Source organism: Pseudoalteromonas sp. DL-6 (assembly GCF_004328665.1).
Classification (GTDB): domain Bacteria; phylum Pseudomonadota; class Gammaproteobacteria; order Enterobacterales; family Alteromonadaceae; genus Pseudoalteromonas.
This window is the reverse complement of the sequence record NZ_CP019770.1, coordinates 2,517,978-2,543,847: the sequence shown is the minus strand read 5'-3', so window position 1 is coordinate 2,543,847 and position 25,870 is coordinate 2,517,978. Positions and strand designations below refer to the sequence as shown.

General features: G+C 47.1%; 28 protein-coding genes. 23 read left to right on the top strand and 5 right to left on the bottom strand.

From position 1 onward, the window contains the following. The first annotated feature begins 1 nt into the window (after position 1). Positions 2-562, top strand: a complete 561-nt coding sequence (locus B1F84_RS11905; RefSeq protein ID WP_131691542.1) for a conjugative transfer protein — start codon at positions 2-4, stop codon at positions 560-562. Next, positions 549-1,184, top strand: coding sequence for a DUF4400 domain-containing protein (locus B1F84_RS11900; protein WP_131691541.1), 636 nt, complete (start codon positions 549-551; stop codon positions 1,182-1,184). The genes B1F84_RS11905 and B1F84_RS11900 overlap by 14 nt, the downstream gene beginning before the upstream one ends. A 25-nt stretch (positions 1,185-1,209) precedes the next feature. Here B1F84_RS11900 and B1F84_RS11895 read toward each other — a convergent pair whose 3' ends face one another. Next, positions 1,210-1,488 carry a helix-turn-helix transcriptional regulator gene (locus B1F84_RS11895; RefSeq protein ID WP_000058216.1) on the bottom strand — a complete coding sequence of 93 codons (279 nt, stop codon included), beginning with the start codon at positions 1,486-1,488 and terminating at the stop codon, positions 1,210-1,212. Beyond that, positions 1,485-1,808, bottom strand: coding sequence for a type II toxin-antitoxin system RelE/ParE family toxin (locus tag B1F84_RS11890; protein WP_001896384.1), 324 nt, complete (start codon positions 1,806-1,808; stop codon positions 1,485-1,487). The genes B1F84_RS11895 and B1F84_RS11890 overlap by 4 nt, the downstream gene beginning before the upstream one ends. Before the next feature lie 180 nt (positions 1,809-1,988). Between B1F84_RS11890 and traL the strand changes: the two genes are divergently transcribed. From traL to traA, 6 genes are all read left to right on the top strand, one after another. Beyond that, on the top strand, positions 1,989-2,270 hold the full coding sequence (traL, locus tag B1F84_RS11885) for a type IV conjugative transfer system protein TraL (protein ID WP_131691540.1): 282 nt from the start codon (positions 1,989-1,991) through the stop codon (positions 2,268-2,270). Further along, positions 2,267-2,893, top strand: coding sequence for a TraE/TraK family type IV conjugative transfer system protein (locus B1F84_RS11880; RefSeq protein WP_108479654.1), 627 nt, complete (start codon positions 2,267-2,269; stop codon positions 2,891-2,893). Before traL ends, B1F84_RS11880 begins: the two co-directional genes overlap by 4 nt. Further along, entirely contained in the window at positions 2,877-3,773 is an 897-nt protein-coding gene (locus B1F84_RS11875) for a type-F conjugative transfer system secretin TraK (RefSeq protein WP_131691928.1), read from the top strand. Before B1F84_RS11880 ends, B1F84_RS11875 begins: the two co-directional genes overlap by 17 nt. A gap of 2 nt (positions 3,774-3,775) precedes the next feature. Next, positions 3,776-5,065 (top strand): TraB/VirB10 family protein, encoded by a 1,290-nt coding sequence (locus tag B1F84_RS11870; protein ID WP_131691539.1) that lies wholly within the window; start codon positions 3,776-3,778, stop codon positions 5,063-5,065. Positions 5,066-5,139: 74 nt separating this feature from the next. After that, positions 5,140-5,712, top strand: a complete 573-nt coding sequence (gene traV, locus B1F84_RS11865) for a type IV conjugative transfer system lipoprotein TraV (RefSeq protein WP_157733254.1) — start codon at positions 5,140-5,142, stop codon at positions 5,710-5,712. Then, entirely contained in the window at positions 5,709-6,095 is a 387-nt protein-coding gene (traA, locus tag B1F84_RS11860) for a TraA family conjugative transfer protein (protein ID WP_000180225.1), read from the top strand. Before traV ends, traA begins: the two co-directional genes overlap by 4 nt. 65 nt (positions 6,096-6,160) lie before the next feature. Here the strand turns inward: traA and B1F84_RS11855 are convergent, their stop codons facing one another. Together B1F84_RS11855 and B1F84_RS11850 are read right to left on the bottom strand one after the other, a co-directional pair. Continuing rightward, on the bottom strand, positions 6,161-7,081 hold the full coding sequence (locus B1F84_RS11855; protein ID WP_131691538.1) for a nucleotidyl transferase AbiEii/AbiGii toxin family protein: 921 nt from the start codon (positions 7,079-7,081) through the stop codon (positions 6,161-6,163). Beyond that, on the bottom strand, positions 7,071-7,607 hold the full coding sequence (locus B1F84_RS11850; protein ID WP_007105006.1) for a DUF6088 family protein: 537 nt from the start codon (positions 7,605-7,607) through the stop codon (positions 7,071-7,073). The genes B1F84_RS11855 and B1F84_RS11850 overlap by 11 nt, the downstream gene beginning before the upstream one ends. A 379-nt stretch (positions 7,608-7,986) precedes the next feature. Here B1F84_RS11850 and B1F84_RS11845 point away from each other — a divergent pair, with 379 nt between their 5' ends. The 8 genes from B1F84_RS11845 to B1F84_RS11810 all read left to right on the top strand — a co-directional run bounded on the left by B1F84_RS11845 (position 7,987) and on the right by B1F84_RS11810 (position 19,733). Next, positions 7,987-8,679 carry a DsbC family protein gene (locus B1F84_RS11845; protein ID WP_131691537.1) on the top strand — a complete coding sequence of 231 codons (693 nt, stop codon included), beginning with the start codon at positions 7,987-7,989 and terminating at the stop codon, positions 8,677-8,679. Then, complete coding sequence (gene traC / locus B1F84_RS11840; RefSeq protein ID WP_131691536.1) at positions 8,679-11,078, top strand: type IV secretion system protein TraC; 2,400 nt, start codon at positions 8,679-8,681, stop codon at positions 11,076-11,078. Before B1F84_RS11845 ends, traC begins: the two co-directional genes overlap by 1 nt. Further along, the gene (locus B1F84_RS11835) at positions 11,071-11,418 is read left to right on the top strand and encodes a plasmid-related protein (RefSeq protein WP_131691535.1); all 348 of its coding nucleotides are present in this window, start codon (positions 11,071-11,073) and stop codon (positions 11,416-11,418) included. Before traC ends, B1F84_RS11835 begins: the two co-directional genes overlap by 8 nt. Further along, positions 11,402-11,914, top strand: coding sequence for a S26 family signal peptidase (locus B1F84_RS11830; protein ID WP_205988822.1), 513 nt, complete (start codon positions 11,402-11,404; stop codon positions 11,912-11,914). The genes B1F84_RS11835 and B1F84_RS11830 overlap by 17 nt, the downstream gene beginning before the upstream one ends. 10 nt (positions 11,915-11,924) lie before the next feature. Further along, a complete protein-coding gene (locus B1F84_RS11825; protein ID WP_131691927.1) occupies positions 11,925-13,049 on the top strand; it encodes a TrbC family F-type conjugative pilus assembly protein in 1,125 nt (374 codons plus the stop codon). Continuing rightward, entirely contained in the window at positions 13,033-14,061 is a 1,029-nt protein-coding gene (locus tag B1F84_RS11820) for a TraU family protein (RefSeq protein WP_131691534.1), read from the top strand. The genes B1F84_RS11825 and B1F84_RS11820 overlap by 17 nt, the downstream gene beginning before the upstream one ends. A 2-nt stretch (positions 14,062-14,063) precedes the next feature. Beyond that, complete coding sequence (gene traN / locus B1F84_RS11815; RefSeq protein WP_131691533.1) at positions 14,064-17,756, top strand: conjugal transfer protein TraN; 3,693 nt, start codon at positions 14,064-14,066, stop codon at positions 17,754-17,756. A 315-nt stretch (positions 17,757-18,071) separates the two neighbouring features. After that, positions 18,072-19,733 carry a 3'-5' exonuclease gene (locus B1F84_RS11810; RefSeq protein ID WP_165489684.1) on the top strand — a complete coding sequence of 554 codons (1,662 nt, stop codon included), beginning with the start codon at positions 18,072-18,074 and terminating at the stop codon, positions 19,731-19,733. A 195-nt stretch (positions 19,734-19,928) separates the two neighbouring features. Here the strand turns inward: B1F84_RS11810 and B1F84_RS11805 are convergent, their stop codons facing one another. Beyond that, positions 19,929-20,531, bottom strand: coding sequence for a hypothetical protein (locus B1F84_RS11805; RefSeq protein ID WP_131691531.1), 603 nt, complete (start codon positions 20,529-20,531; stop codon positions 19,929-19,931). 367 nt (positions 20,532-20,898) lie between these two features. Here B1F84_RS11805 and B1F84_RS11800 point away from each other — a divergent pair, with 367 nt between their 5' ends. The 7 genes from B1F84_RS11800 (at position 20,899) to B1F84_RS11775 (ending at position 25,796) form a co-directional block, all read left to right on the top strand. Then, a complete protein-coding gene (locus B1F84_RS11800; protein WP_131691530.1) occupies positions 20,899-21,225 on the top strand; it encodes a plasmid-related protein in 327 nt (108 codons plus the stop codon). Positions 21,226-21,240: 15 nt separating this feature from the next. Beyond that, a complete protein-coding gene (ssb, locus tag B1F84_RS11795; RefSeq protein WP_119908950.1) occupies positions 21,241-21,660 on the top strand; it encodes a single-stranded DNA-binding protein in 420 nt (139 codons plus the stop codon). 79 nt (positions 21,661-21,739) lie between these two features. Next, complete coding sequence (bet, locus tag B1F84_RS11790) at positions 21,740-22,558, top strand: phage recombination protein Bet (protein ID WP_131691529.1); 819 nt, start codon at positions 21,740-21,742, stop codon at positions 22,556-22,558. An 81-nt stretch (positions 22,559-22,639) separates the two neighbouring features. Further along, entirely contained in the window at positions 22,640-22,783 is a 144-nt protein-coding gene (locus B1F84_RS17945) for a hypothetical protein (protein ID WP_000167275.1), read from the top strand. Between the two features lie 60 nt (positions 22,784-22,843). Continuing rightward, a complete protein-coding gene (locus B1F84_RS11785) occupies positions 22,844-23,860 on the top strand; it encodes a lambda-exonuclease family protein (RefSeq protein ID WP_131691528.1) in 1,017 nt (338 codons plus the stop codon). A gap of 209 nt (positions 23,861-24,069) precedes the next feature. Next, complete coding sequence (locus tag B1F84_RS11780) at positions 24,070-25,029, top strand: AAA family ATPase (protein ID WP_131691527.1); 960 nt, start codon at positions 24,070-24,072, stop codon at positions 25,027-25,029. Next, positions 25,029-25,796 carry a hypothetical protein gene (locus B1F84_RS11775; RefSeq protein ID WP_131691526.1) on the top strand — a complete coding sequence of 256 codons (768 nt, stop codon included), beginning with the start codon at positions 25,029-25,031 and terminating at the stop codon, positions 25,794-25,796. Before B1F84_RS11780 ends, B1F84_RS11775 begins: the two co-directional genes overlap by 1 nt. Positions 25,797-25,870 lie beyond the last annotated feature (74 nt).

Below are 25,870 nucleotides of genomic sequence, written 5' to 3'. Positions count from 1 at the left end.
TATGCATCATTCTGTCTGTCTGAAAATGACAACACTTACCAGTAAAGAAATGCTCGCTCAATGGCAGCAACATAACCCCCAGTTCAAGGAAACCTTAAGACTGCTTGAAACCGACTGGCCTCATGCTTTGGCCTCTGTGTATTGCTTGGCGGACTATTTAACAGATGCGTTCACGTTAGATGGCCATTCCATCTTTGATTTGTGTCTGTGTAATGGTTTGAGCAGTTATGAAGAAGTCAGTTGTGATGATGACAGTGTACGCCTGTGGCATTTAATTGAGGCACTGACCTGGACTGCCGCCAGTGCTTTAACGGGGATTCGCCTGCGTGATCCTGACCATTTCGAGTGGGCCGCCGTAGATGGTGTGTATTTCTACTCCTGGATTCGTAATCGTCCAAACAGGATGGCGTATTTGGCTGAAGGACGCATCGAAGTGCGTTATGTCAGTGGCCATACGACGACAAAGCGGCTTCAACAAGTGATTAAAGCCCGGATTATGACGCCAACCGTTGCAGCCATGCTGGCCCGAGTAGAAGAGGATGTTTGGCATGAGCAAGCATAAGTCAGTTTGGCTGCTGTGTCTGGCGCTGATGCTGGAGATTATTGCCATTGGCGTATTAGTGCCCGGTGATTGGACTGGCCGGGTTATTAATAAAGAGAAGCAGATGATCCAAAACCAATTGGGCGCACAAACAAGCTATTGGATTGGTCAAACTAGCCATCGCTGGTATCAGTCATGGATTGTGGATACGCAGATGGAGCAATCTGTGCGTGATTTTCTAATCCCCACTGAAGAGCAGCGACTGCGTTCTAAAGGGATGGAGAACATGGGTGGCTTTTGGTTCGTCTGGGTAGAAGACCGTATTCAGGCATTTTTTGATGTGTTGTACCAAGTGTTCACTCGATTTGCTTTGCTGATGGTCTGGTTGCCCTTTGCGCTTATTCTCATGTTACCGGCGCTGTGGGACGGCTTGATGACCTGGAAGATTAAGAAGACAACCTTTGATTTTTCGAGCCCTATCATTCACCGTTACAGCATGATTATCCTGGGCTCAGGCGTCATCTTGCTATTTATGGGATTGTTCGCCCCGCTGGCTATTCCACCGGTGGTACTACCGTCGATGATCATCGGCTTGGCGTTGATGGCGGGGTTGGCGTTAAGTCACTTGCAGAAGAAGATATGAGGCCAGTTAGGCCTCATGAATTACGTTAACTCATTTTTTGTGGCTTGAGTGTTAATTCAAAGCCACATGCGTGAGCATATTTTAGAAGAGTTGACCAACTTGGATTGGCATTACCTTTTTCTAAACGACTGACGTTACTCTTTTGGGTATGCATTCTTTCAGCAACTTGTTCTTGAGTAAGTCCTGCCTTTGTTCTCATGGTAAGCAATTGGTCAATAAAGCTGAACTCACTCTCAAGCTTATCGTACTCATTCTTAACTTCAGCATTGGCTAAAGCACGTTGTTTCAGTTTTTGCAGACTCATGATTTTTGAACCTCTTTTTGTCTATCTCTGGCAAGATTGAGCTCATTTTTGGGCGTCTTTTGAGATTTTTTTACAAAAGCGTGTAACACATAAATGTGCTTCCCTTTTAAGTAGCAAAATAAGCCTCTACCAATACCTTCTTGTGCTTTGGCGCGGATTTCAAATAACCCATCGCCCATAGACTCAGTATGAGGAGGCCCCAAGTTTGCACCATGCTTTTCCATCAGCTCTAAAAGCTTAATCATGCGAGCTTGTATTTTGGGTGGCATATCGAGGATCTGATCCTCAACGCCATCGTAAAAGTCGATCTTCCAGCTCATGGGTATCCTTAACTTAGGTTATCATAAATGATAACTCTGGTTGCTCGGTTTGTCTAGAACTTAACCGTCTTGTCTGAGTAGCCACCTCAAAACCTTCAAGAATTCGGCATCTAGCTGACCACTGAACCTACCAATCCCAAGGCATTCTTCACTTCTCAATTCAAACAACGAGGAGTGACTATGGAACCTGTGAGTATTCCGTCCTATATCGATGACCCGCCGCACTTCCTGCTTTGGAGTGCCGATGAGATGGCTCCCATTCTGTTGGGGCTAGTGATCGGCATTTTTACCGGTAATTCCTTGGGTTTATGCCTGTTGGGGTTGGTGACAACCAAGCTCTATCGGCGTTTTCGTGATGGTCGCCCAGATGGTTTTATTCTTCACGCCATCTACTGGGCTGGACTGTTGCCAACCAAAGCCAAGACGATCCCCAATCCATTTATCAGGAGCTATCTGCCGTGAAGTTCGACGTGTTTTTAAAATCATGGCAAGGCACGCAATTAGAGAACCGATGGCAACGGTTCCTGATTGCAGTGCTGGTGCTATCTAATTTGCTGCTTGCGGTAGCGGCATTTTCTCGCAATACCGTGGTAGCCATTCAACCACTAACCTTGTCTGAAACGGCTGAAGTATCGCGAAACCAAGCCACTCAACCTTACCTTGAATCCTGGGGACTCTACCTGGCTGAGCTTATGGGCAACGTGACGCCGGGTAATGTGTCCTTTATCCGGGTTGCTATAGAACCACTGCTTTCTCCAGCGGTGTACCAGCAAGTGGTCGATGCACTGGAAATTCAGGCAAGGCAAATCCGAGAAGACCGAGTCACGCTCAAATTCCAACCCAGACAAGTGGAGTATGAGTATGAAACCGGGCATGTCTTTGTAACCGGTTATTCCTTGGTTTCTGGGCCATCTGGAGATGAACAGCGCCAAACTCGCACCTATGAGTTTGACATCGATATTGAGCAATACCGTCCAAAGCTCAGTTGGATGGATACGTATGAGGGGCAAGCTAGAACGAAGCGCGTTCGTGAAAAGTTGACCCAAGAGCAAAACCGGAGGGTGAATGATGCGAACCAAAATTAGTCGATGGATAACATCAAGCTTAATCGCAATGAGCTTGAGTGGCGTCCTTTTATCTCAAGCGTCGTATGCAGACGTGGAATTGCCAATTGTGCCAGCCAGTGTGATGAAGCAGTCTGCTACTGCAAATCCACCGATTCAAAGCAATTCGGTTGCAGCGGATACGCCAACAACGCTACTGATGACACCGGGGGTTAATGAACTGATCCCTGTAGCACTTGGTCATCTGAATCGAATTGTGACGCCGTTTGAATCGCCTCAGGTGAGAACAACCAGTGATGCTCAGACGCAAATCAAGGGGAATGTTGTATATGTAGCCACGGACAAAGAATCACCGGTTTCACTTTACATCACTCCGCCTGGTCAGGAAGCGCCCGCATTATCTGTCACCTTAGTGCCTCGTCGTATTCCACCGCGTGAAATCACCTTAGCTATTGATGGTCAGCAGTGGCCTATCAAGGGCGTCGTGAACCGAAAAGCCGCCACTTGGGAAACGACTCAGCCATACGTCGATAGCTTACGTGATTTACTCAGACGCCTTGCACTAAATGAGTTACCACAAGGCTATGACATCCGTTTAGCTGGCCAAACTGACACAAGCCCGAAATGTTTTCAGCCGGGCTTAAAGTTTGGTTTTAAGCAGGGGCAAATTGTGACGGGACATTACTTCACCGTCTATGTAGGACTGGTTGAAAGCTTTGCTGATGAGCCGATAGAAGCCAGTGAAATAGCCTGTCATTCACCAGATATAGTGGCAAGCGCCTACTGGCCTCGCAATATTTTGTTGCCGGGTGAAAAGACTGAGTTGTATGTGGTTGTTCGCAATCATCGTGAAGAAGCGGTGGAAAGTCAGCGACCTTCGCTTCTTGTGGGAGGTGAATAACGATGAAAGCACAATGGGAACAAATGAGCCCGAACATGAAGCGGAGCCTATCGGTTGCTGGTATTGCTGGTGGTCTCATCCTTATGGTGATGGTGTTTTCACCTAATCCTGACGATGGCTCAAGCAGTCGGAACCGGCAGGAAACGATCCGGCACATTCTTACGGATACCAATACTCGTGATGTTGGGGTCGATAGTTTGGCTGCGAACGTAAAACTTCTCAGTGAGCGCAACGAGCAGTTACGTCGTGAAGTTGAGCGCTTGCGTCGTGACGTCGATTCAGGACGGCTAAGCCCAGGTTCGCCTTCTATACCAAGTGAGGTCAATGCGGAGCTGGCCCGCCTTAGAGCGGAACTTGATGATGTTCGCGCAGGAGGTGATGCAGCAGTTGAAGGCACAAATAGCCGTTTTGAAGTGCCTTTATCTGCCATGGAATTACCTAAAGAAGAAAAGCCACTGCCGTCTAACCCAGACGACTATTTTGCCAATGCGCCGCTGCCTGATCCGCTCTATCAGCAGCCAGCCAATGGCCAAGGTACACGAGCACGAGATGTTCCATTGCCGCCAATCACGATTCGTATGATTGAGCCTGAAGTGGTTGCTGAACCAGAGGTTGTTGTGCAAGAAGCGCCGCCTTTGTACCTACCGGCGGGCAGCATCATCTCAGGTACTTTGATCACTGGTTTGGATGCACCTACTTACGAGTCCGCAAGGCGCGAGCCTTTTCCTGCATTGCTGAGGATTCAAAAGGAAGCCATTTTACCCAACCGATTTAGAGCGGATATCAAAGAGTGTTTCTTGATCGCCGCGGGTTACGGTGATTTGAGCTCTGAGCGTGCTTATTTGCGAGGCGAGACCATTTCATGTGTGAGAGAAGATGGTGGCGTCATTGAAACGCGACTGGATTCTTATGCCGTGGGAGAAGACGGCAAAGCCGGTATTCGTGGCCGATTAGTGTCGAAACAAGGCCAGCTGGTGGCCAAATCGATGATGGCCGGATTCCTTCAGGGCTTGGCAGGCGCATTTGATGTGAATCCCGTACCAACGATTCAGACGGGTAATGCCGGTGATACTCAGTTGTACCAGCAAGTCATGAGCCAAGAAGCATTACAAGGCGCTGCGATTAAAGGCACTGGTAAAGCATTGGATCGAGTGGCCAAGTTCTATTTGGACATGGCAGAAAATATGTTCCCAGTCATAGAGGTAGACGCTGCAAGGAAAATTGAAGTCATAGTCACTCGTGGTGCCTCGTTGTCGTTGGCTACTTCGCAAGGGGGAGGTGCAAGAAGATGAAAAAATCCTGCATGTTGCTAACCGATCGAAGTCCGTTTCAGACAATAAGATGTGTATCCAGAGGAGAGTTAACCATGATGACATCAATGCAGAACAACCCAAAGCACCAGTCAAAACAGTGGTCTAAAGCTGGATTACTTTTATTGGCAGTCGGCTCAACCTTATTGTCTGGCTGTAGTTCATTGGGTCTTGGGAGTAGTGAATATGGATGCCCAGGTATGCCTGACGGTGTGCGCTGTTTATCCGCTCGTGAAGTCTATGAGCTTACAAGTAATGGGGCTGCACCCAAGACGATTGATGCTGTGGCGACTCGAATTGGTTCTCCCTCTGGGTATTCACAATCTGATTTAGAGACAGGACTGCTGAGCCATCCAGCATTACCTGAGACGCAGCAATCTGCACCTATTCGCATTCCTTCAAGGGTGATGCGAATTTGGATTGCGCCTTGGGAGGATGACCGTGGAGATCTGAATTTATCCAGCTACGTGTTTACCGAAATTGAACCGCGCCGGTGGGATATTGGGGTGTCAGCACCTCGAACGGTTTCGCCAGTGCTACGTCCACTTCAGACTCAAAGCGATTCAGCCTCAGCGGGAGCTGATGGTAAGCGCGATAACTTGAGTATCTACGGAGAAACTAACGAATGACAAATGCAGTTCGCACCATTCAAACTCAGCGCCTAATGACTATTGGTGCGCTTGGTTTAATGGCGTTAATGATTTCGGAGCCCTCATTTGCGGGCACCGGTGGTGATGCTTTCACTGATGTGTGGGATACCCTAAAAGATTGGACCCAAGGTACTTTGGGACGGATCGTAGCGGGAGCCATGGTTCTGGTGGGTATTGTGGGCGGTATCGCTCGCCAAAGCTTGATGGCTTTTGCCTTGGGCATTGGTGGCGGTATGGGTCTCTACAATACGCCAACAGTCGTTGAAAGTGTTATGTCTGCAACTTTACCTGTTGTTGCCAGCACTCAGGAAGTTATTGGCACAACTGTTCCAGCAATCAGCGCCGTTTTACTGGGCACCTGATAAACTCAAAATATGCCTTTAAAAGGTTTGGGTCTACAAAGTCACTGCTTTTTAGATCCAATTTTTTACATTCTAAATTCATTATTAGTAACGTTGCCTAGTAATTCGTTACTCACAGTTTTAAATAGTTTCGCCAACATATTTTGCAGGTAAACTTGAAACTTGTCCTGAGCTAGGGTTCTATCAAATACATCTGTTGGTAAGAAACGTTTCATTTCTGCAATGAACGCTTCACTAGATACAATACCAGGAAGTCGGTCAAGAAAGTTATCCAACATTTTGTTGAAGTGCTCAAGTTTATAATCTGACACCTTGTTTTTAACTAAGTCCATATTGAGTGTCGCGCCTTGTTGCTGTAACCAAGCTAAATCCCATATATCTCGGTGGCGGACATACCTTGTAGTGGCAGGCAAGGAAATGATTTTATCCGCCATGACTTCATCCAAGCTTTCTGTCAAAATTAGCGTATCACTGTATCCATCAGGCAAAAAATCATAGTTTATTTGAAGAGGTTGGGGCTCTCTTGTATAGGCTGGAATGTTTGCCACTTCTACTTTGATTTTTTGTTTTGGCAGATCTTTTCTCTCAGGAGAAGTCACTACAGCTATTTGCCACTTATCAATGCTCAATTCAGAATATTTAGGATCTTGCTTTAGATCCTTTGGTTCTTTTACTGTCACTTCAAGCCCGTATCGTTCACCAATGTACTTTTCTATACAATGTTTCATGTCTGCCAGCATCGCTGAGCTGAAATCCTTCCCGCCAGCAAAATCCAGATCTTCGCTGAAACGATTGCCGCCATAACAAAGGCGCAATGAAGTGCCACCTTGAAAAGTTAGTTTGTCTAGAAGTCCACCTTTCTCTAGCGCAAATAAAATATCGTAGTGTAAGAGCTCTTTTTCTATCACTGAGCGCATATGAGATAGATTTTCAACCTGCATTGCTTTATTTACCAATTGCGCGAAATTTTCTTGATCAATTTTCATATAGCCCATCCTTGCTTACTAAATGTGTATTTCGGCCAACTCGTTTTAAGTCTCTGTATGCAGTTTGTTTCGTTGCTAACCTAAGCGGTCTGCCGACTAAACTGGTATTTTCTAAAATATCCATTGGATCTCGTTTCGTATGCGTAAATTCAATTGTACCCAAAGGTGTTTTGAATTCACCGGAACGTCCCGTTGTCATAACAGTTAAGCGATCTACTGGAATTTGCGAAATAACTCCAAAATCAGAAAGTGCAGACTCTAGGCTAATGTAGTTATATTCTCCACGCCGAATGGTTTTAGCAATTTGCTCCAACGTATCGCTGCCTTTCGACTGCGCTAAATTGTATAAGTACACACCATTAATGATTCGGGTGAGTAAGCCATCGTCTTGCAAACGTTTAATTCCCGCACGCAATGCTCGTTCATTATCTTGATGAAAGATTTTCGCCAGATCTGAATTAGTAAAAACACAGCGACCACGCTTGTCATATTCTAATAGCTTTTTAATTGCCTCAGCCTTTTTCACAATACGCCTCTAGTTATCAAGGATGGCACTTAAACATGTCATAAGTGTAGACTTAATTTTTATAGAGCGCAAGTGAACAATAATGACGCTAAAAAGTGTCAAATTTGTCAACTTGACCTCTGGGGGGATTAAAAGGACTTGGTTAGTTTACACAGTGATGAATTTTAACACCCAGAGTGTGAAAAAGCGGGTTCAGATAAACTAGATGAATTGGGGGGAAGCCTGTAAGGCTGCCAGAATGAAAGCTATACCTGAACTAATAGTGCGTAACAACAAGTGGCACCCTAGCAAGGCATCCAATTCTTCAATCTATCTAACCGAGTCCACATAGGACAACTGCATAGACTGGAGCCTCGATTTACATTAACGAGGACTCCTCATGCGAAAACTATCTCCAATTATTCTGGCGCTTGCGCTGTCTCCATTGGTTCAAGCTGAACCTGTGTCTGAAGTGTCGCCCGTTGGCAAAATTGACGGCATGGTTTCTTTACCTGTCACTGGTATGAAAGCGGTCGAAAGCAATGGCCGTATTGTTTTCATGTCAGACAGTGGCCGGTTCGTCATTGGTGGCACGCTCTATGATGCCTGGTTGAAAAAGCCGCTTACTAGCCTCGAAGAAATTAGTGAAGCTGGTAACACGCTGGACTTAAGTCGTCTTGGCTTAAAAATGGATGATTTGAACCCACTGACTTTAGGCGAAGGCAAAAAGAAAGTGGTGGTCTTTGTTGACCCCCGGTGCCCGCATTGCCATGAGCTTTTGAAACAAGCCCTACCGTTAACCAAAGAATACACCTTCCAAATTCTCCCTGTGCCAGTGCTTGGTCCTGATTCAGAGCGTCAGGTTCGCCAGCTTGGCTGTGCGCGTGACAAGAAAGCGGCCACCGATGCATTGCTCAATGGCCGGATTGGTAACCTAGAACAGGATGATGCCTGCAACTTAGAACCAATGCAGCGTACCTTGGTGACGGCTCAAATCCTGGGCATTCAAGGTGTGCCTTTCATCGTTGCCAATGATGGTCGCATCAGCCGAGGCCGTCCTTATGATCTTTCTGCTTGGTTGGAGGGGCGTTAATGAAAGCCTCTCTGTATTCAGGGCAACGCGCTTCAGAGCTGTTGCCAGTATTGGCCTATTCAGACGATGAGCAACTGTTTTTCATGGAAGACCAGAGTGTTGGCTTTGGTTTTCTATGTGACCCATTGCCTGGTGGTGATGAGTCTGTTGCAGACAGGGTTAATGTTCTACTTAACAACGACTGGCCAAAAGACACTTTGCTGCAAGTTGGCCTGTACGCATCCCCTGATATTCAAACCGACCTTCAGCGCATGATGGGCTTACGGCATCGTCAATCCGATCCATTGCTTAGGGCGTCGATACGCAAACGTGCGGATTTCCTCGATGAGGGCACGGTTCAACCGATAGAAGAATCGACCCAGACTCAGGTGCGCAACTTTCAACTGATCGTCACCTGCAAATTGCCTTTGGAAAGTCCTATGCCGACTGAACGTGAATTGAGTCGAGCATCCGCGCTGCGGGCTTCTTTCTCGCAAGCGCTGGCAACGGTTGGTTTTCGCGTCACGGAGATGACTGACCGAAATTGGCTCGCAGCATTAAGTGCGCAGCTTAACTGGGGAAAAGATGCTTCCTGGCGCAATCCATCACCAATCCGCAGTGAGGCTGATAAACCACTTCGAGAGCAAGTGTTGGATTATGACCGAGCTATCAAAGTGGATAGCCAAGGTCTGATGTTGGGTGATTACCGAGTTAAAACCTTATCCTTTAAGCGCTTGCCTGAGCGGATCTGGTTTGGTCATGCCGCAAGTTTTGCGGGCGATATGATGACGGGCAGTCGCGGTTTACGCGGAAGCTTTTTGCTGAATGTCACCATTCACTTTCCCTCAGCCGAGGCCATGCGATCTCGTCTAGAGACGAAGCGTCAATGGGCGGTCAATCAGGCCTATGGCCCGATGCTCAAGTTTGTGCCGGTGCTTGCAGCCAAGAAAAAGGGATTTGATGTTCTTTTTGAAGCCTTGCAAGAAGGTGATCGTCCTATTCGGGCAAATATGACTTTGACGCTGTTTTCACCAACGGAAGAAGCGTCGATCAGCTCTGTTTCAAATGCTCGAACCTATTTCAAAGAACTTGGATTTGAGCTGATGGAAGACAAGTACTTCTGTTTGCCCATTTTCCTGAATGCCTTGCCATTTGGTGCTGACCGCCAAGCGATGAACGACTTGTTTCGATTCAAGACCATGGCGACACGGCATGTGATCCCTCTGTTGCCTTTGTTTGCAGATTGGAAAGGCACGGGCACGCCAGTGATTAACTTTGTTTCCCGTAATGGCCAGATCATGAGTGTGTCCCTTTATGACTCGGGCAGTAATTACAACTGTTGCATCGCGGCGCAATCGGGATCGGGTAAGTCATTCCTGGTGAACGAAATCATCTCCTCCTACCTATCAGAAGGCGGGCAATGCTGGGTGATTGATGTTGGTCGCTCTTATGAAAAACTGTGTGAAGTCTATGACGGTGAGTTCTTACAGTTCGGGCGGGACAGTGGTATTTGCTTAAATCCGTTTGAAATCGTTGAGGACTATGACGAAGAAGCGGATGTGCTGGTTGGGTTATTGGCCGCAATGGCCGCACCTACGCAGTCATTAACCGATTTTCAGATGGCCAACCTAAAGCGTCAGACCCGTGAACTGTGGGAGAAAAAAGGTCGTGCCATGTTGGTTGATGATGTGGCAGAGGCTTTAAAAAATCATGAAGACCGACGTGTGCAGGACGTGGGTGAGCAGCTCTATCCGTTTACGACACAGGGCGAATATGGCCGCTTCTTTAATGGTCATAACAATATTCGCTTCAAAAACCGTTTCACCGTTCTGGAGTTAGAAGAGCTTAAGGGGCGTAAGCATCTACAACAAGTAGTGTTGCTTCAGCTTATCTACCAAATCCAACAGGAGATGTACTTAGGTGAGCGGGATCGTCGCAAGATTGTGTTCATTGACGAAGCCTGGGATCTGCTGACTCAAGGTGATGTCGGTAAGTTTATCGAAACGGGTTACCGTCGATTTCGAAAATATGGCGGCAGTGCTGTAACGGTAACGCAGTCGGTCAACGATTTGTATGACAGTCCTACAGGTAAAGCCATCGCTGAAAACTCGGCCAATATGTACCTGCTTGGCCAAAAAGCTGAAACCATCAACGCGCTCAAAAAAGAAGGTCGCTTGCCACTAGGTGAAGGTGGCTACGAATACCTGAAAACCGTTCATACCGTCACGGGTGTCTATTCCGAAATTTTCTTTATTACCGAAATGGGCACCGGGATTGGCCGCCTCATCGTCGATCCGTTTCACAAGCTGTTGTACTCGTCCCGTGCAGAAGATGTAAACGCGATTAAACAGTTAACGCGCAAAGGCCTTTCTGTTGCTGATGCCATCTCTCAGTTGTTGAAGGAGCGAGGCTATGAATAAGACCACGCTTTGGCCATTTATGGCCTCTATTACTTTGTCTATTGCTGGTAGCGGTTTAATGACCAGCTGGCTCTTAATGAAAATACTCGAACCCATCCACAGCCAGTTGGCGTTAAGTACGCCCATTGCAGTCGTCGATTTTGGGGAGGCGGTGTTGTCACTGGGCCCCAATGCCAGCGAACAAGACATCGAATCCAGGTTGCTTCAGACCAATCAGCAAATTGAAAAGCTAAAAGCAGCCGGTTTTATCGTGCTGGATGCCCAAGCGGTGGTGGGTGCTGATGATTCCGTATTTGTGCCAGTAGGCTCAAAGGAGGTGTCTCATGCAGTTACTCCGTAAAAGAATGCCTTGGCGGCCATATCTCATCCGGCTGACCATTCTTGCGTTAATCATGGCCTTGGTAGGCACTTATGCCATGATGCGCTACCGAATAGGTATTGATACCCAGCAAGAGCGCTGCCTGCCTGATACCACAGTGTATCTGATTGACCTATGGAATAAAGAGCCCGTTAAGGATGGTTTGTATGCCTTCCACTCAAAAGGACTCGCTCCGTTATATAACGACGGTACTCGGATGCTTAAACGCCTAACAGGGATGCCTGGGAATGAAGTCAATGTGACGCCTGAGCATGTGCTGGTGAACGGTGCTGAAGTCTCTACCGGCATGGCATTAGCCCAGCGTCTTGGTGTGGCGGAATCACAATTTAGCCGCTCATTGACGCTGCAAGAAAACGAATATTGGTTTTCCGGTGAGGCTGCAACGAGTTTCGACTCCCGCTATTGGAATGCCGTTAAGCGCGAGCAGATTGTCGGTCGCGCTTGGCCGCTTTGGTAGGAGGTAGATGATGCAAAGACTATGTCTCTTATTTTTGTTGGTTGCTCCATTGTCTTGGGTTCAAGTGTCCTGGGCACAAGAGCCTTTTCTGTTGTCTGACGAAGACAAAAAGATCGTCGAAATGAGCCGCAGCATTTTACAAATTGCTGTGGATGGTTCATCTGAATTTATCGAGCCTTTTTCACCGATTGAACAACCTGCGTCGCTCAAACACAACGATGAATGGTTGATATTTGCGTCGTCCTCACTGGGGGATTCGTCGCTGAAGCAGCTATTTAAAGAGGCCAGTGCTACCGGCGCTATTGTGTTGTTTCGGGGAATTCCTGAAGGAAAGACCTTGGGGGCGGCTATCCGTGATTGGCATACGCTGATGACGGGGCTTGATCCTGTTCCTCAGGTTCGAATCGATCCGAAAGGCTTTGTGCACTGGCGGGTGACTAGCGTGCCTGCCATTTTCCGCATAGAAGATGACAAGGTGACTGCAAGTGTACTAGGGGTTTACAGCAAGGACTGGTTGCAGCGCCAAATTGAAACTGGCAATACCGGTTCATTGGATCAACGCGGTCCGATTCATTCCATTTTAGAACCGGATTTGATGCAAGTGGCGATGCAGCGTTTACAGTCGATTGACCTGGGCGCGTTAAAGAAAAAAGCCATTGAGCGTTTCTGGTCTCGCCAAACATTTACAGATTTACCCAAAGCCACGCAGTATCGGATAAGAACGGTTGATCCAACCATCGTCATGCAGCGGCCACTATTGGATGCCAATGGTCGAACATTGATCCCAGCAGGAACGCGTATTAACCCGCTAAAAGCCTTGCCATTTACTCAGCAGCTTGTGGTGTTTAATGCGTCGAACGCTGAAGAAGTGGACGCAGTTGCACATTGGCTTGAGGGCCAAGATAGGACACTGCGCCGCATTACGCTTATCACCACGCAGCTCGACCGTACTCAAGGTTGGAATAGCCTCAATGCGCTCGAAAAGACATTGGATAGCCCGGTTTACCTTCTCAATGCCTCGCTAAAGCAGCGCTTTGATTTACAAGTCACCCCATCGTTTGTTCAAGCAAAGGGACTCGCGTTTGAAATAGAAGAAATTCCAGCAAAGGAGCTTGTTCATGAAAAAGCTCAATAATACTTATCGTCTGATGCGGACTCTCGTTGTCATGTTTGCCCTAAGCGCATCTATTCCTGCAAAAGCCGAACTGACCTGCCCAGACGCGGGGGTATTGTCCGGCAAGTTGCTGACGGATGTTTGCTGGTCATGCATTTTTCCTATCCGGGTTGCCGGTCTTCCTCTTGGCCCTGGCAATGTCCCAAGCGGCGCATCAAACAAGTCATTTTGCTTATGTGAAGACAACTTAGGTGTGCCAAGGCCAGGTATTGTTACCAGCATGTGGGAGCCAGCGCGTTTGATTGAACTGGTCAGAACGCCGGGTTGCTCGCCCTCCCTGGGAGGGATTCGTTTACCGTTAGGTGATAGGCGATTGCAAGGTGGTCATGGCGAGGGTGAATACGATACCGGTGATCTCGCTTTCTACCATTACCATTATTATGCCTTTCCGCTTTTGGTCATGCTCGATTTGTTCATGGATGGCAATTGCAATGCCGATGGTTACATGGACTTTGACTTGATGTATTTGTCGGAATTGGACCCAACATGGCTGAACGATGAACTGGCCTTTTTTACTCAGCCTGAAGCGGCTGCCGTTGCCAATCCATTGGCTATATCTGCTTGTACCGCTGACGCTGCTTCATCAACGCTTGGTAAACCCATCGACCAGTTGTTTTGGTGTGCTGGCAGTTGGGGCCATCTCTACCCGTTATCTGGCCACACCTTAGCCTTCGGCTCATTAGCAGAAAACACCAGCCATTTAGCGGCGCGTGCAATCGCGGCTCAACACAGGCGTGGTCTTGCTAGGAGAACAATGGGGAACAGTGCGCTATGCCGACCTGTTATCGAACCCATGCTGCCGAAATCCCAATACAAGATGAGTATGTTCTTCCCTGTGCCGGAAACTGAAAGTGCGCATGTCATCGGTGAAAGCACCATGAAATGGGGAGAGTGGCGAACAATCCCAGGTGCCGGTGAAGATGCACTCTACATTTTGTGGCGCTGGCAAGACTGCTGTAACTCGGGAGGTTAACTATGAAACCAACATTTTTTACCCGAGTGTTAGCGGGTATTTTATCTATCACTATGGCGTGCTTGCCCTTACATGGTGTGGCCGCTGATGTGCAGCGCCAATCCGGTCTAAGCGGACAACAGGAAGGTAAGCAATTGCTGCAAAACTGGACGATGCCCGCACTCAATGGCAATACATTGTCGGTGCCGAATGGCAGTGGTAATGAGTCCATTAACTTGCAAGAGCTTTTCCCTGGTATGGATCAGGGCTCATTGGATGTCTTAACGGGCGTTTATGGCTCTGATACCAGCATGAATCAATTGGGGACGCAGCGCCAAGAGAGCATGGCATCCGAAAGTGGCGCTACGGGTGAAGCGTTTCGTTCGCTACAGCAAATCAAAGACAGGTCGCGGCCAGATATGGTCAATGATCCGCTTTGGGCATTAACCGATGCGGTTCAAACTGACCCAAATCTATTAACACAAAGCTTCCCAGGCTGTGAGTCTCAAGGTGAAGGTAGCCCAAATTACCAGCAATGCGACAGGCTCAATACAGCGGTTAACAGCTGCACGATTACTCACGATTACACGGCAGGCATTATTGAGCATGTTTCAGGACCAATGAACCTTCGCTCTTGTGGTGAGGGATGTCTTGAAGTTTGGATTGGACGAATTGGCGACAACTACTGGAGTGGCCGTTGTAAAGTGTTTGAACAGGCCATCACACTCAAAGTCGTGAACCCCGATGCGATTACCTCAGCCGTTCTTGAATACGCCAAATGGGATGACTACATGCAAGTGTGGCTTGGCGATCAGAAAGTCTGGTCTGGGCCGAACAATAACTTTCCACCAGAAACGGCAGGTCGCTGCGAGCTCAGTACCAGTTGGGAGCGCAATCCAAATACCGATCTCACTGCCAGGCTAAAAGCGGTAGAACCCGGTTTAGAAGTGCCGGTAAAAATTCGCGTATCGGTTACGGGTAGTGGTGAGGGGTATGCACGCATCAAGGTGCGCTTTGATCCAACCAAGGTAGTGATGAATGATAGTTGGTCGCCACAATCCTGTATCGAACAAGCAGCGGATATCCCGACGAAGTTTTCAGACTACAGCATTCAATGCACGGATCAGCCTTCTTCAACCAACGGATGTACGGTGGTCAATGGTGTTTCAGTTTGTGAATCCTACTTTGCCCCTAGCCCTGTGGCTGGCATATCGCCTTTGTGTCGGCGTGTACAAGTCAGTGTGGATGATGAAAGCTATAAGGGGATTGAAAATCAGGCCTGCCAAGTGCTTGAAGCGAATCCTTCCTGTGGATTCATGTCGTCAGAATGTGCCGAGACCAATGATAAAGGTGAATGCATTCGTTTTACCGATACCTATGACTGTGGATTGCAAACCAGCGATCCAAAGTGTGTGGTATCCAACCTTATGCCAAGTAGTTTTGAGGCCTGTGAGCCTACTCAGACGATTACGCCATTTACTGAAACCAAGCATGTACCGGATTACCAGGTGTGCGAGAAGATCAGCACGCTTACTCAGTGTCAGTTAGAGCGACGTGTATCCGCTGAAACCCATCAACAAAGCTGGTCTATTGAGCGTGGTTGCTTTAGCTCTGAAACGCTCAGCTTTGTTCCACAGCACAGCAGTACTATGCAAACTGGGAACGCGATACTGAGAATTTTTGATAATCAAAATACTGAGATAAAAATCACCGAGTCGCCATCCAAGGCAAATGGTTGGAAAACGACACTCTCACTGACGGGCAATAAGGAAACGGTCACTGAGACGAAAGCGTCCATTAAATACCCTGAAATGACCTGTCCAAAAGGAACCTTGGTTGGCTCGTTGTGTAGGGTAGTTAATGGGTCGATTATTTCGTGGCATGAACCTCAGGAAGTCACTCGTTCCAGATGTGAATCCGGCTGGAACAAAGTCGATTTCGATACTTGCAGCCGAGAAGTTCAGAAGTGCTTGGCTCCTGCGAAACTGAGTGCTTCCTTGACCTTCTCCGGCAAGTACTTAGAGCAAGACGTTGTTCATCAATCAAGTGATCCAGGGATAGACCAATGCTTGATGCAAACGGATCAGTTTACTGCCGTGCAGTGGCAGTGTTTGGATACAGGGACAAAACGAATCGAAGGGTTAACGGTTGGTAGTGGCGAGTTGACGAATCTTGGAAGTCTTTATCCGGCTGTTGTTTCGTCTCCTGTTCATTTAACCAGTCGTGGGAGCTCTGATGGACTGGGACTCTCATGCTGGAGGGCAAGAGCGACCTACAATGCTTCGACTGCTCATCCAGAGTTCAACATGGGCAGCTCAGATAGCTGGGTAGATGCCAATGGTAATACACAAACCATCGTTAATAACGGACAAAACACGACCACCAATACGTGTTCCGCGCTGGAGCAAAACCCGGCCTGCCAGTATGTCAGAACCGAATGCACTGAAGGCGGGGCTGGTCATGAAGGCTTCTGCTATATCCAAAGTCTGGTGTATGACTGTGGACAAAGCGTTGAAGTGCAAAACGCTCGAATGGAAACTCAATACAACTGTGAGGGGCCAGTTCGCTGCATGGGCACAGATTGTTTAGAGCCAGAGTCAATCAAGCAGGCTAACTTTGCAGAAGCCGCAGCGATGCTTAATGCGGCGCAGTTTATGACCAATGATATGTCATGCACGGGAGCTGATGGTCAAGATAACGTTGAGTGTACGGTCTTTAAAGGTAATGCTGGCCAGTGCAAAAAAGCCGTTGGAGGCATAGTAGATTGCTGTGAAAAGCCAAGTGGCGTGTCGTTATCGGACTACATCACGATGATAGTGGCGGTCAACAAGCTTGATACGGCAGTCATGGCCATGAATCCGTCGTCGGCAATCTATGGTTCCTGGAATACGCTCAGGGAGCCAATCACGAGCACTTGGAGTGCGGTCAAAGAGCCTTTTGTGTCTGCATGGGACTCTCTCATGGGGGCTGGGCCATCAACGGCTGCTGGCGCGGGAGCCGAGCAAGCTGCGACTGGCTTTATGCAGGTGTTGACCAACAAAACGGCTGAATGGGTAGGTACGACCTTTGGTTCGGGGGCGCAATCGGCACTGTTTAGTAACGTTGGTGGCGCAGTTGGAGCCGATGGTGTCGTTTCGGGTGGTAACTTTGCGCTGGGTGGCGCTGCGGGCGCGGTTCTGAGTACGGTTATGACGGCCTACATGATTTACTCAGTCACCATGATCCTCATTCAGCTTATCTGGAAATGTGAGCAGAGTGAGTTTGAGATGAACGCCAAGCGGGTATTGAAGAGTTGCCACTATGTAGGCTCTTACTGCAAGTCTAAGTTCTTAGGTGCCTGTGTTGAGAAACGGCAATCATATTGCTGCTTTACTTCGCCGCTTTCACGGATCATTCAGGAACAAGTACGTCCGCAATTGGGCCTTGGCTGGGGCAGTGCGAAATCTCCCAACTGTGAAGGATTGACCGCGAGTCAGTTAAACCAGGTGGATTGGAGCCAAGTCAATCTGGATGAATGGATAGGTATCTTATCGATAACAGGCAACCTACCCGAAGTACAGTCACTGGATCTGGAAAGACTCACTGGCTCAGGAAGTACGCTAAACGTGGATGGAAACCGTCAGAGTGCCGCAGACAGAGCCACTGAACGGCTAAATGGAATGGATGCCCAGAAACTGCGTCAGGAAGCGACGGAAGAAATTTCGGGGAATGAATGAGCGTTGTACTAGAGGTAGTTAGAGTTAGACTTTAACTCAAACGGCTTTTGTTTAATGTCCCATATTGGTTACTTTAATGCGTTTTTCCATTATAAAGTAACCATTTTTGTACTTTGTGATTGCAGCTCGGACATACTTCAGCTAACTCGGTTTTGCCCCAAAACCGTTTAGAATAGACACTCTTCGCGAAACCTGTATGAGCTGATTGACCAACATTTTCTAATGTAGGATGCTGACAGACGGTTCAGCCACTTCAAAAATAAAAAATGCTCAATAAGAGTAAAGTAGTCTACCCAACATAGTTTAAGGATGAGTATGAATGGCAATGAAGAGATCATTATTATTTTGGCAATTATAGGACTTCCTATTTGTCTATGGGCATTAATTAAGATGCCTAACGCTAGCAAATGTGGTTCGTGTGGCCTACCTTTGAATATGCATCGTCAAAAAACGTATCACTCTGTTATAGAAAACAAAAATGTTGAACTATGTAAGACGTGTTATAAAAACCGTACCCCATTTATGCCTAGAAAAACTAAATCGCATCCAATTACTCCAGTCAGTGCCAGTGTTGAAACCAGTTCAATAAGTGAAGCGGTTCAAGAGGTAAAGCCTCTTACCAGAAGTAGCATGCAGCAACGAGCTAACTCAGTCAGTGCTTTTGGCGAAAGCACTTCAATTAGTGAAGTAGTTGAAGAGGTAAAGCCTCTTTCCAGAAGTAGTATGCCGCAACAAGCTAACCCAGTCAGTGCTCTTGGTGAAATAATTTCAATTAATGAAGTACTTGAAGCAATGAAGGCAAATAGCTGTTTTTGGTTGGATACCGAAACTACGGGTCTCGCGAGTGGTGATGAAGTTATAGAGTTATCAATATGCACGCATGATAAACGAGTTGTATTTGACTCAATAATTAGCTCAAAAGTTAACTGTAGTGCGCAAGCTAGAGCCGTTCATGGTATAACTGATGAGCAGATTGCTAACGGAATGCCTATAGAATCAGCGAAAGCGGCCTTAATTGAGTTGTTAGAAGGAAAAACGATAATATCCTTTAATGTAGATTTTGACTGCCAAATGCTGTTCCAATCTTTTGGGATAACAGCTAAAAAAAGATTTTGTGTAATGAAGTGGAGTCAATCTGTTCTTGATTATGAAAGATGGCCTAGACTGGAAAAAGTTTGCGAACGGCTTAATATCAAACAGCCAGAAGCACACCGATCTCTTGCTGATACCATTACTACAATTAATGTATTCAACAAATTGGTTGATCTTACAAGTAACCACAAATCTCTTCTACGGGACTTCGCCTTAATTGACCTCAACGCTATAGATCAACTGGGAGATGAAGAAACCCTATTTCTATCACCTAACTCAAATATATTTGCTTTTGATTGTCTCATTGATCGATATGGTAATGAGATCATTGGTATACGTTCAAAAGCTTTAAAGAGGATGTTAAAAAGAGAGGGAACAAGGATTTTTGTAAAAAATAGTCGTAAGGGCAAGACATTAAAAGTTCAATACATCGATAAACCTGATATGCAACTACCAATATCCACAGAGGAATTGAGTCATAGGCTGAATTCGTTGAAACTAAAAAAAATAAATCCAAATAAATACTTAAGTTTGAAAGCCACGATTACTCAATCAAGTATAAATAAAACTAAAAATGCAATTATGGATGGCACGTACTATATCCCTTCAATTGTTATTAATGCAAAGATATATGAAAGTTTAGAGAACTTACCAATTTTCCATAATAGCGATAGGGAGAGTATTGCTTTTACAATCAAGACTCCGAAAAATACCTTGAAAAGGTTATTTGCTTTAGGGTTACAAGGGTATTCATCAATTCTCAATGTAATTGAGCATGATAACCAAGTAACCATTACCGCTTACCACCTTCTGGATACACAGAAAATAACCATCCTTAATTCTTGGAGTCTTGATGGAGAGAAGGCATGGTCAGGTGATTACTAGCCAACAAGCGTAGTCAAGACGGGCTTGCTCTGCACTAGTAGTTCTGGCCACTGAGCTAAGCACCGACATACTTTAAGTAATTCATAGAATGCCAATATTCTAATTTCCGAAACTCAGTTATGTCCAAAACTGTGTTACAAAGTCTACAACAGCAATTTTGAAGAGCCCCTTCGAGAGGGGCTGGTTGATGGGAGGCTAGTTGGCGGGGGTATCTGTTTCCTCTTCAGTGATATCGTCATCGTTTGAAGGCACCGCTTGCTCAACTTCTGCTTCTTTACCCTTAGCTTGGGCTGATTTTCGTGCTCGAATTTCGATATCAATAATGCGTCGTGCAAGTTTGATAATGCGCTGTTGCCATGCGTAGTTGCCATCAACACGTTGCTTGTTGCTAAGCACGCTAGATAACCAGAGTGTGTCCATTGAGATCATCAACGCATCGAGTTTGCGCACTAAGCCAACAAACTGGCCAACCTGAGGCGAGCTGATTTTGGCGTTGAAGGTAATCGGGTCGGTGTAGTCAGGTACTTCATCGATGCCGTTGGACTCCATCAGTTTGTCCAAACGAGCTTGTTCGTAGTCTACCGCCTTAGCGCAATCCTCGATCAGCTGGCTAATGATCTGTTCCACTTCATCAATTTCGTTCTCATCGCCAATGATGCGTAGGATGACATCGATTCCGTAGAGCGCACTGACCGTCCGTCTAAAAACACGGTCAACGACACGTTGCGCCTGTAAGCTATTAATTGTGAATGATTGTTCAAAGATGGGTTTTGAGTAATTGGGTTTTGCTTGGGCCATAAGTTTGCTCCTGATATGACAATAATCAGTCCCTAGCCTAATCCTCTGTGAGGTAATGGCCTTTCAGCTAGGTGGAAGAATTGAGCATCTTTCTGACTATCCTGTCTGGATAAGACGGTTACACTGACTATCAAATATTGCTGATCTGTTTCAGTGATATCTGCGCCTGAGAGCATGAGCTCAAAGGAAGCCCGCCGCTGAGTTTTCTCAGTGGCACTAAGAGGTAGCTAGCCTCCTTAAACAAATAGCCTGCATGTTTCTACATGCTCAACCATGCATTCCTTACGGTTCGCCTTTTCACCACCCAACTGGGGGAGTTTTCCCCAGTTGGGGGTGACTCCTTCAAAACCAAATTAAGGAGTCACCAATGGAATATATCTTCGGGTTTATTATCCAAATCGCAGGCATTATGTTGCTTGCAAAACTGAGCTGGTCGCTTTTGCGATTGCTTGCTAGTCAATGCGTGCGCCCGTTTCGATTTGTACTTACTCAAATCAAGCGATTGCTCACACCAACACCAAAACGTCGTCCAATGGCAGTGCCTAAAGCTCCTGGTATGCCCCGTTTGACATCTGCGTTTTACAAAGAGCCACATCAGTACGACATGGCTTTACTCGAAATACCAACCTATCTGCGTCGTCAGTCTTCTTTGCCCAGCCGGGTAGAAGCGACTGTGTGCACAGAGTTCAACTAAGACGAGGAGAACATCATGAAAAACCAAGTAACACTCATAGGCTACGTTGGCGCTGAGCCAGAGACGCGAGCCTATCCATCAGGTGATTTGGTGACCAGCATTTCGCTGGCCACTTCTGAGAAATGGCGCGACCGTCAATCCAATGAGCTCAAAGAGCATACGGAATGGCATCGGGTTGTTTTTCGAGATCGTGGTGGATTTAAGTTAGGGCTAAGGGCAAAAGATTTAATCCAAAAAGGAGCAAAGCTTTTTGTTCAAGGGCCTCAGCGCACGCGCTCATGGGAGAAAGATGGCATTAAGCATCGATTGACCGAAGTGGACGCGGACGAGTTTCTGCTTCTTGATAATGTGAACAAAGCATCTGAGCCATCACCGGCGGATGATGCAGGCTCCCAAACTAATTGGGCACAAACTTATCCTGAACCAGATTTTTAACCGAGCGAAAACGCTTTAACCCAGCCGGGAGTACTTTCCCGTCAGGGTCAGACTCCCACTTTGATTGTCGGAGTCCACAATGGAAAAACCAAAGCTAATCCAACGCTTTGCTGAGCGCTTTAGTGTCGATCCAAACAAGTTGTTCGATACCCTAAAAGCAACAGCATTCAAGCAACGTGACGGTAGTGCACCGACCAATGAGCAGATGATGGCGCTCTTGGTGGTTGCAGATCAGTACGGCTTGAACCCTTTCACCAAAGAGATTTTTGCGTTCCCTGATAAGCAAGCTGGAATTATTCCAGTGGTAGGTGTCGATGGATGGTCTCGCATCATCAATCAACACGACCAGTTTGATGGCATGGAGTTTAAGACTTCAGAAAACAAAGTCTCACTGGATGGCGCGAAAGAATGCCCTGAATGGATGGAATGCATCATCTATCGGCGCGACCGTTCGCACCCAGTCAAAATCACTGAGTATCTGGATGAAGTCTATCGACCGCCTTTTGAAGGTAACGGCAAAAATGGCCCTTACAGTGTAGATGGTCCATGGCAGACGCACACTAAGCGAATGCTAAGACATAAATCCATGATCCAGTGTTCCCGCATTGCGTTTGGCTTTGTGGGAATTTTCGATCAAGACGAAGCGGAGCGAATTATCGAAGGCCAAGCAACACACGTTGTTGAGCCATCAGTGATTCCACCCGAGCAAGTTGATGATCGAACCCGAGGGCTTGTTTACAAGCTTATCGAGCGGGCAGAAGCTTCAAACGCTTGGAATAGTGCATTGGAATATGCCAATGAACATTTTCAGGGTGTTGAACTGACGTTTGCGAAACAAGAAATATTTAATGCACAACAACAAGCAGCCAAAGCGCTCACACAGCCTTTAGCTTCTTAGCGCCACGCATTCATTTTACTAACCCTGGCGGGATTATTCTCCCGTCAGGGGGAAGGTCTCGTCTTTTTTTGGAGATCTTCCATGACTAAATCAGCCTCACTTTTTCGCTTGGTATTGGTTGTTGCCCTTGTCGTAGGTTCGATTCAAGCCGGTAAAGCGGCAATTGATTCGGTTCAAGCAAGTGTTGTTCAGCACCAAACAGCGTTAGCACAAGCTGCAAAGTAACCACTTAACCCTGAAGGGGAGTTCTCTCCTTCGGGGGAGTCTCCCCTCAAAGGAGACAATATGAAGGTTATCGACCTATTACAACGTACTCCTGCATGGCACCAGTGGCGCATTGCAGGGGTTACGGCATCTGAAGCCCCAATTATTATGGGGCGTTCACCCTACAAAACACCTTGGCGATTATGGGCAGAAAAAACTGGATTCGTATTACCGGAAGACCTGTCGAATAATCCTAATGTGCTTCGCGGTATTCGGTTGGAGCCTCAAGCAAGGCGAGCATTTGAGAATGTGCATAATGACTTTCTTCTGCCGTTATGTGCAGAAGCCGATCATAACGCAATCTTTCGAGCCAGCTTTGATGGCATCAACGATGCGGGCGAACCCGTTGAACTGAAATGTCCTTGCCAGTCAGTTTTTGAGGATGTGCAAGCTCACCGAGAACAAAGCGAGGCGTACCAGTTGTATTGGGTGCAAGTACAGCATCAAATACTGGTCGCCAATAGCACGCGAGGTTGGTTGGTTTTCTATTTTGAGGATCAACTGATTGAGTTTGAAATACAACGAGACGCGGCGTTCTTAACTGAGTTGCAAGAAACAGCGCTTCAGTTTTGGGAGTTAGTACAGACCAAAAAAGAACCGTCAAAATGCCCTGAGCAAGATTGTTTTGTTCCCAAGGGTGAAGCCCAATACCGTTGGACATCGCTGTCTCGGCGGTATTGCTCAGCATATTCCGAAGTGGTCCGACTGGAAAATCACATTAAATCTTTGAAAGAGGAAATGCGAGAAGCTCAGTCAAAATTGGTCGCTATGATGGGTAACTACGCTCATGCCGATTATGCTGGGGTCAAACTCAGCCGCTACATGATGGCGGGCACGGTGGACTATAAGCAATTGGCCACCGATAAATTAGGCGAGCTGGACGAACAGGTTTTAGCCGCTTACCGAAAAGCGCCACAAGAGCGGTTGCGTATCAGCACCAATAAGCCAGAGCAGCCCGTTGAAACACCAATCAAAATCAGTCTTGAGCAAGAGAACTTGGTTTTGCCAGGTGACTCGCCGAGCTCATTTTACTTTTAACGTTCACTTGGAGCCGATTTCGGCTCCTTTCTCATGCGCTTACATCGAGTGCATCAGAAAGCAGTTTCACTCGTAGCCAATGCTGGGTACGAATGATAGAGCGAGCTGAACTCTTACATACACAGCCATACCACAATCAACATACCACCCGACGGGGACTTCATTCCCTGCTGGGGCATGGGGCCTCGTCAAAACTGATGAGGTTTACCATGACTGAACAATCCCCATTTTTGGTTCAAGTGAATCAAGCGTTTAATGTCCCGGCTCCTGATGCTTTCGTTCTGGAAGGATTTAGTGCCGACACTACCCATCCAAACATTCCCGTTCGCAAGGACGAGTATGTTTTTAGAAAAGAAGACTTACGTGACGTATTGGCGTTCTTGTCTAACCCAGACGGTGACGGTTTGTATATTACAGGCCCCACGGGATGCGGTAAGACCTCGCTAATTTGCCAAGTTGCTTCTCGATTGAATTGGCCTGTTCAGCAAATTACTGCGCACGGTCGATTGGAATTGTCCGATCTTATCGGTCACCACACACTGGTTAATGGCAACATGACCTTTGTGTATGGACCGCTGGCACTGGCTGTAAAGCATGGCCATTTGCTGATCATTAATGAAATGGATCTTGCTGAGCCTGCTGAACTGGCTGGGCTCAATGACATTTTGGAAGGTGCCCCGTTGGTCATCGCACAAAATGGCGGAGAGATTATCATGCCACATACCAAGTTTCGTTTTATCGCTACCGGCAACAGTGCGGGCAGTGGTGATCAAACGGGCTTGTATCAAGGCGTGCTTCAACAGAATTTGGCTTTCCTTGATCGCTTTAGAATCATCGAAGCGACCTATGCAGAGCCATCTGTAGAGGAAGCCATTCTGGAGAACGTTGCGCCGGGCTTGCCAGAAGTCTTTCGCCAAAAAATGGTGAAGGTGGCTGGTGACATTCGTCGTCTTTTTATTGGGGGCGCGGATGGCGGTGCTGAGCTTAGTATCACCATGTCTACTCGGACCTTAGTGCGCTGGGCAAAGTTAACACTTGCTTTTAAAGGCGCTCCTAACGCAGTGGAATATGCACTGGTTCGGTCTTTGACGGCTCGTGCAGAGTTGGAGCAACGAGAAGCCATTCACCGTATTGCCACTGATGTCTTCGGTGACCACTGGGAGGATTGATGATGGAAAAGTGCTTTGCTCTTTACCGTTACAGTCATTCTGATGGGACAGCCAAAGAATGGGCCATTTACATTGGATCAGATACCCAGGAGATTGAAGTTCGGTTTGGAAAAGCAGGTCAATTGTCGCAGCAGCGATTGATTGATTCGACTGTTCCTAACGCAGAAGCAGACCGAAGAATCAATGAGAAAATCAACAAGGGTTATCGATTTGTTGGACACGTCGGTATTGATCATCAAGGGCGGCCATTTGAACTTTCAAATGCGCTTGATAGCGTCGCGTGCGCCAATAACGTCAGTTGGGAGTTTCGTACTCGCAAGGACGTCAATGGCCAAATCTCGCTGGCGCAAAAAGCATTGTTCGATATGGCAAAGCTGCTTGAAGCCTATGGCTTGGCTGTTATTGATGATAACCAGGTCAGGATTGGAGAATGGTCATTAGGGTTTTGCAAAGGCGCATTACCTAGTACCAATCAAATCAGCATTGTGTCAGGTGAAGGCGCTGGCATTGTTAACACTGATGATGGCCCGTGGCCATTGTTGCTGTTGCTGGCCTTTAAGCGTCAATTACCACCTCTGTGTTCGCTCACAGTAGCGAGTCCTGAAGGGATAGAAGTATCCGACCAACTGAAGTTGGAAAAAGATGTATTGCGGTTGCTAGGCAGTGATTTAGAGCGGGTTCGCCCGATAGCTGAAGCACTGGACTTAATGCCAGCGAAAATCGATCTCAACCAATCGTCGCCTGATTCGCAAAATTACTATTTCTGATAGTGATGTTGCCATTAGCGCGTCAACGACTACCACCCAAACGGGGGCCATTGCTCCTGCTGGGAGTGGTGCGT